5 protein-coding genes are annotated in these 6639 nt (G+C 72.4%); 3 read left to right on the top strand and 2 right to left on the bottom strand.

All coding sequences use genetic code 11. The annotated features are described in order from the left end of the window. Positions 1–418: 418 nt before the first annotated feature. The 3 genes from V6U90_RS27010 (at position 419) to V6U90_RS27000 (ending at position 4646) form a co-directional block, all read left to right on the top strand. Positions 419–1384 carry a lectin-like domain-containing protein gene (locus tag V6U90_RS27010; RefSeq protein ID WP_334442374.1) on the top strand — a complete coding sequence of 322 codons (966 nt, stop codon included), beginning with the start codon at positions 419–421 and terminating at the stop codon, positions 1382–1384. Positions 1385–1597: 213 nt separating this feature from the next. Continuing rightward, positions 1598–2251: a response regulator transcription factor gene (locus V6U90_RS27005; RefSeq protein ID WP_334442372.1), complete on the top strand. Its 654-nt coding sequence runs from the start codon at positions 1598–1600 to the stop codon at positions 2249–2251. Between the two features lie 4 nt (positions 2252–2255). Next, positions 2256–4646: a hypothetical protein gene (locus V6U90_RS27000; protein WP_334442369.1), complete on the top strand. Its 2391-nt coding sequence runs from the start codon at positions 2256–2258 to the stop codon at positions 4644–4646. Between the two features lie 64 nt (positions 4647–4710). Here V6U90_RS27000 and V6U90_RS26995 read toward each other — a convergent pair whose 3' ends face one another. Both V6U90_RS26995 and V6U90_RS26990 read right to left on the bottom strand, forming a co-directional pair. Next, positions 4711–5802 (bottom strand): sensor histidine kinase, encoded by a 1092-nt coding sequence (locus V6U90_RS26995; protein ID WP_334442366.1) that lies wholly within the window; start codon positions 5800–5802, stop codon positions 4711–4713. Positions 5803–5888: 86 nt separating this feature from the next. Next, the gene (locus V6U90_RS26990) at positions 5889–6437 is read right to left on the bottom strand and encodes a sigma-70 family RNA polymerase sigma factor (RefSeq protein WP_334442363.1); all 549 of its coding nucleotides are present in this window, start codon (positions 6435–6437) and stop codon (positions 5889–5891) included. Between the last annotated feature and the right edge of the window lie 202 nt (positions 6438–6639).

The following is a 6639-nucleotide window of genomic DNA, read 5'->3' as shown; positions in this document are numbered from 1 at the left end:
GGTGTCACGCAAGACCGGCCCGGACCGGCGGACCGGTCGGCGCCCGTCGAACCGGTGGCAGCGGGCCTGCGCCCAGCTCGGTCGGGTACATGCCCGGGTGGCGAACCTGCGCCGTGACGGCCTGCACAAGCTCACCACCCGACTCACCCGCGAACACGGCACGGTCGCTCGACGCTCCTGTCGAGGTCGAACTGGTCGTCGAACTCAGTCGGTAGCGGCGATCCGGCACCGTACATGGAAGCTCCAGTCGACTCGGGCGCCTGCCCACCGGCTCTGTCCTGCGGGTACAACTACCGGGACACCGCCTACCCGAGCCCGGTTTGCTCGCCGTGAACCGCGACCCGCTTCCATGCGTGTAGGGAGCATAGGCCCACGAATGACGACATGGGCATGTGCTCACGAGGCGGGAGCTGAAGTGATGTTCGCACGTTCTGGCCGTATCACCTGGCCGCCATCCCGATGGCAGAGCTCGCAGCGCGGCGTCGCGGGGGTGGCGGCCGTCGCGGTGGTCGCCGCGGCCGGTGTCTTTGCGTTCTCGGCGAGCAACGCCGCCGAAATCCCGAAGGCGGCGCCGCTCGACGCGTCCCTCGTCCCGGTGCTGACGAACGCAACCTCGTCCTACCCGGCGACCCCCGAGCAGACCAAGGCTGCGCCGCCGACACCACTGGCGGTCAAACAGACACAGCCAGCGGCGTTTCCGATGCCGATGCGCAAGGTCGCGCCCGTGTTCGCGTTCCAGGGCTTTCCCGACACCGCCAAACTGTGGCTCAACGGGTCGGCGACGGTCGCGGGCGGGCGGCTGGTGCTGGCATCCGGGCGAGACAAGGCGGGCAGCGCGTGGGCGCCCACCAAGATCGACCCGTCCCGCTCCTTCAGCACGGGGTTCTCTTTCGAGATCACCAAGATCAGCGACGGGATCGCGTTCGTGGTCCAGGGCCAGTCCCGCACCGCACGCGGGACCAGTGGCCAAGGGCTCGGGTACGGCGCCCGGCCGGATACCGGCCTGCCGCGGATCCAGCCGAGCCTGGCGGTCGAGTTCGACACCTGGGTCAACACGTTCGACCCGGCCGACCACCAGCACGTCGCGGTGACCAGGAACGGTGACATCACCCAGCATCTTGCGTGGAAGGACCCGGGCTTCAGCCTGTACGGCAGGGGCGTCGTCAACGTGTGGATCGACTACGATGCCAGGCTGCACCGACTGAGGGTCTACGTGAGCAAGTCCGGCCTCCGCCCGGCCAAGCCGCTGTTCACGAAATCGGTCAACCTGCGCCTGATCGTCGGCACCGAACAGGCCTACGTCGGACTCACGGGCGGCACCGGCATCACGACGGTAGCTGATCCGGTGACGTCGGTGGTGGCCTGGAACCTGAAGTTGAGATGATCACGGTCCCGGCGGAGGTGGCGCTGCGGCGGTAAGGCTGGCGCCCAGGCCGTACCCACGCGGTACATACTCAGGATCCCGCGCCGAGCCCGGCCGCCGCTACCATGCAACCGTCATCGTTGGCCGTACCAGCGCCATCACGATACGCCGCTGTATTCGGGGATCACAAAAATCGTCGGTGTTGATATCGAGAGGCGAGCCATGGACGTTGCGGTGGCTGACGACGGGGCACTGTTCCGGGAGGGACTGCAACTGCTGCTGTCCGCGGCCGGGCACAAGGTGGTCGGCTGCGTGGAGGACGGCGACCGACTGCTGGAGATGCTGGCCCGTACCCGCGTCGACGTGGCCATAATGGACATTCGGATGCCGCCCGGCGCGGACGGCGGACTGCAGACCGCCCAGCGCGTACGGGAGAAATACCCCGACATCGGGTTGCTGCTGCTGTCCCAGCACGCCGAGGCGCACTACCTGTTCCGGCTGCTGGAGATCGGCACCGAGCGGATCGGGTACCGGCTCAAGGACCAGGTGGCCGGGGTGGCCGTGCTCGCCGACACACTGGTGCGCATCGCCGCCGGTGAGATCGTGATCGAGCCGGTGCTGGCTGCCAACCTGGTGGACCGGCCGAGTCCCCCGGTACGTAGTCTGCTGGCCGATCTCACCGAGCAGGAACGCGCCGTGTTGCGACTCATGGCGGAAGGACGGTCGAATACCGGGATCGCGACGGAGGTGTTCCTGTCGGTCAAGACGGTCGAGAAGCGCATCGCGAGCATATTTACCAAGCTGAACCTGCCGGCTGAGTCGGCAGCGCACCACCGGCGGGTCCTGGCGGTGCTCGCCTACATGCGCTCGAACCAGACGGCGGACTAGGGCCGTGCCCCGGATCACAGACGGCAAGGCGGCGCACCCACCCCGCCCAGCCGGGCCGTTCACCGCCCTGGTCCGGCTGGCGTCCTCCGGTGCGCTGCCCGCGCCGGCCGGACCGCAGAACCCGCTGGGCGGATACCGGCCGATCCTGCGCACGCTGCTGCGCGACCTCGCCCGGGCCCACGCGGTGCGCTACGCGGCGCTGTGGCTACCGGCGGAGAAGGCAGAGACGGCACACGGCACCAGCACCCCACCGTGGACACCCGCGGTCGCCTGGCGGCCCCGCTGGGTACGGAGCGCGCTGCCGAACCCGATAGCCGACCCGGACCTGCTGCTGGGCGCGGCCGGTGTGGTCGCGACCGCGGATGTGACCAACGGTGGGGCCCGGTACGGGGTGCTGGTGCTGGCACACCCGGAGGATCCCGGGTACCCGCTGGCCGTGGCGGCGCCGCTGGGCGAGACAGCGCTCTGCGTCGGCCTGCTGCTGCGCCAGGCTGGCCACCGAGCGGCGTGCCACGCCGTGCGGGCCCGGGTTGACCGGGCGGTACAGCGGGTCAGCTCGACCCAGCTGGAGCTGCTCACGGTGCAGGCGGTGGAACGCGACCGGCTCGCCACCGCGGTCACCGCGACGCCGGGCCGGCAGCTACAGGGGATCCTGGACCGCACTACGGACCTGGAGCGGGCGCTGCGCGCCGGCTCACCGCAGGCCACGGTGATCGCCGGCGGTATCCGGGCCGGGCTGGGCGAGATGATCGAGCAGTTCCGGTCCGTTGTCCGTGGGGTGTACCCGCAGGTGCTGCGCAGCACCGGCGTACGCGCGGCGCTGGAGGAGGTCAGCGCGACGCTGCCGGTACCGGTGGTCTTCCACGGCGAACTGGGCCGGCGCCAGGGCTGGGAGGTCGAGTCCGGGCTGTACCAGGCCGGTGCGTCCGCGGCGGCTGCGCTGGGCGCCAGCGGCGGCGAGCAGCCGGTGGACCTGGAACTGGGCCGGTCCAACGGCGTGCTGACGATCCGCGCGCAGCGGGCCGGCGTCGAGCCGGCCCGGGTCGCCGCAGCGCTGCGGGACGACTCCCGGCGGCTGTCCGCGCTGGGCGGCCGGCTGCGGGTGGAGCGGGCCGGTCGGGGTGCGCCGACCGTGGTGGACATCCTGCTGCCGGAGCGGCTCGGCGGCGACTGGCCGGAGCCGGCCCGGGTTGCCGCGCCGGAGCCCGCGCGTACCGCCGCGCCGGAGCCGGCCGGGCCGCAGCCGGACGAGGCCACCGCCGCCGCATCCGAGCTGTTGGTCGGTGTTTCCGTGCGCCGCCTGCTGACCCTGCTCGTGACCGGCCGGGAGGCGCCCGAGGACAGCCGGCCGTTACGGGTCGCGGTCGACCGGCAGGACGGTCAGGCCCGGGTGGTGGTGGTCGGGGCCTCGGCACCTGAGCTGGTATCGGCGCTGTACGAGCCGGCCGGTACCGCCCGATGGGAGCCGCCGGTCGGGGTGGTCCCGCCGATCGGTTACCAGTACCAGCCATACCCGCGGATCACGCTGGACCCGGCTCGCGGGGCACCGCCGTGGCGGCCGGTCCGGCTGCCCGACTGGTCCGGCGCCGCGTGGCCGGGCGCAGCGGCCGGGGTGGACCGGATCCTGGTCGAGGGACCCGTGGACGCGCTGCGCGGGCTGCGGCTGCTGCACCACCGCGACCGAGTCGACGTCGACCTCGCGGACCGGCTGCGCCGCTGGTCGGGTACTGCCGACGGGCCCCCCGATGCGGTCGTGCTGGTGCTGTCCAGGCCGGCCAGCGCGGCGGAGTCGGAGTTCCTGACCGCCCTGCGGTCGCCGGGCGGGGACGGGTTTTCCCCGGTGGTGATCTGCGCGCTGCGCGAGGGTACCGCCGCGACGGTCGGATCACCGCAGCGGCTGGGGTCGATGTGCGACGCGATCGTGGACTGGCGTGCGGCCCCGGGTGGCGGTACCGCGATCGAGGCGGCACTGCGCACCCGGGTACGTGCCCGGGCGGGGGTACTGGCCGCCCGGTGGGCGCTGCGCGCACTGGTGACCTGCCTGGCCGCAGGGCAGCTGGACGACCGGTTTGCCCGGGCGGTGGAGGCGGCCGTCGCGGGCGCGCACGAGGTGGCCGAGCTGGATCTGTTGCAGGCGTTGCAGGGTCGGCGGATCCGGCTGCCGCGCGGGTACGACGAGGCGCTGCGTCTGCTCGGCGCGCACGGTCCGGACTCGCGGTCCCGGCTCGGCCTGGCCGGCGACGCCGGTTCGGGGGAGGTGACCCAGGCCGCGAGCCGGGCGCTGGTGTTCTGGCGGACCCAGCCCATGGCGCCGGACTCGGGACCGGCCGGGCGCAGTGCGCGTGCGCTGCTAATACGGACGTGCGAGCGGCTGTTCACCGATGGCGTCGAGTGACCGATGGCGTCGAGTGACCGGCGCGAGGCACGGGCGGGCGGCCCGGCGGTACCGGCGGGACGGCTCAGATCGCCACGAACCCGCTGACCAGGGTACCGGTGGTCGGGCTCGACCGTACCGTCAGCGTGCCGTCGACCGAGGCCAACCGGGCGGCGAGTTGGCGCAGCGGCATCCGCCCGTCGGTGTCGAAGCCCGGCCCGGTGTCGGCCACCTCGAAGCTCAGGCCCTGACGGGAAGTACGTAGCGTCAGCGTGACCGCGGCGCCCGGGGCGTGCTTGTGCGCGTTGCTGACCGCCTCCAGGCAGGCCAGGTAGACGGTGACCTCCACCTCGGGCGGGTGCCGATGGCCGGTCAGTTGCGGGTCGATGTCCAGGGTGACCGTGTCGAGCGTGCCCAGCCGGGCCGCCAACGCGGCCACCAGACCGTGGTCGGCCAGCGGTGCCAGCAGGCCGGTCGCGGTGGTGTGCAGCACCTCCTCGGTGCTGGTCAGCAGCTCCCGCAGCCGGTCGAGGTGCCGGCCCGCCTCGGCGGCGTTGCCGGCTTCCAGCTGGTGCTCCACCATGGCCAGCGACATCTGCAACGCGACCATGTGGTGCTGGGCGCCGTCGTGCAGGTCGCGTTCCAGTTGGTACCGCTGGTGCTCCATCTCACCTGCGGCCCGCAGCCGGGCGTCGGCCAGCAGCAGGGCGCTCTGACCGATCAGCCTCTCGGCGCTGCTGGTGGTCAGCTGGGCCTGGATGTCGCTGACCAGCAGGCGGGTCACGGCGAGTAGCTCGGGCCACCGGAGCAGCCGCTCGGCCGCCGCCGGCGGCTCGATCACGAGGTCGGCCAGGACCTGCTCGGCGTCGCTCAGCCGGACCGGCGCCGCCCCGGTCACCGGTTCCGCCGCCTCGGCGCCAGTAGCGGTCCACCGGTACTCCTGCACGGTGTGTTCGGCCGCCGGGTCGGCGTCGTGGCCCGCCGGCAGGGGCAGCCACAGCTCGATGGTGACCGTGGCGGCCTCCAGGCACCCACCCAGCGCCCGGGCCAGGGCTTCGGCCTGTACTCCTGGCAGCGGCCGACCCGGCAGGCCGTGCACCGCGTCGACCACCCGGGCCACATCGTCCGATGGGCCCGGCACCGGGGATGACCCGCCAGTCTGCTGCGTCGAGCGCATGTCCTCACTGTAGGCGATTCCGGTCGGGCCGGGCTGGCCCGGCTCGTGGGCTGCGACGGCCTTCCGCCACGGTCGCGGCCAGGGGCTCATGCGGCGCGGAGTAGGTGGCCAGAGGTAGTTTTGCGGGCCGCCCGCAGCGCGTAGTGCACCCGGCTCTTGACCGTGCCGACCGGTACCCCGAGCGTTGCGCTGATCTCGGCCGCGGTCCGACCGTTCAGGTACGTCTCCACCAGCGCGGCCCGGTGCTCCGGCCACAGCCCGCGCAGCACCTGCTCGACCAGCAGGGAGTCCACCACGCCGGCCATCGGGTCCGCCGTGGCCTCCGCGGCGGCTTTTTCGATGTCCACCTCGATCGGCCGGGCCTTCTTCATGCGGTACCCGTCCATCACCAGGTTGTGCACCACCCGGCGCAGCCAGCCCAGCACCGACCCACGGTCGGCGGTGAGCTGGTCCAGGTGCCGCCACGCCCGCACGAACGCCTCCTGCACCACGTCTTCGGCGCGCCCAGTGTCGCCGTCGGTCAGCCGCTGCGCGTACTTCAGCAGCGGCTGCTGGTAGGTGTCCATCAGTTCGCGCAGGTGGGAATCGCTCTCCAACGCGCTGCTGTGTCGCTTGCTCTGCACCCGTTCGGCCATGCCATGACACTGCCGCCGTGGGCCGGTCGCTCGACATGGTGTGGCCCCTGCTCCCGTGGGTGCCAACCCGCGAGTTGGGGAGGGTTATCCCTACGCCCAACGCCGGTACCTGCGGTCCACGCCGCGCCGCCGTTGGCTGGCGTGTCGACCGGTGAACCCGACGGTGCCGCGATGCCGTGAACCACCTGGACGACCCCGCATT

It is taken from the genome of Micromonospora sp. CPCC 206060, from assembly GCF_036906895.1.
GTDB lineage: Bacteria > Actinomycetota > Actinomycetes > Mycobacteriales > Micromonosporaceae > Micromonospora.
This window is presented reverse-complemented; position numbering and strand designations above follow the sequence as displayed.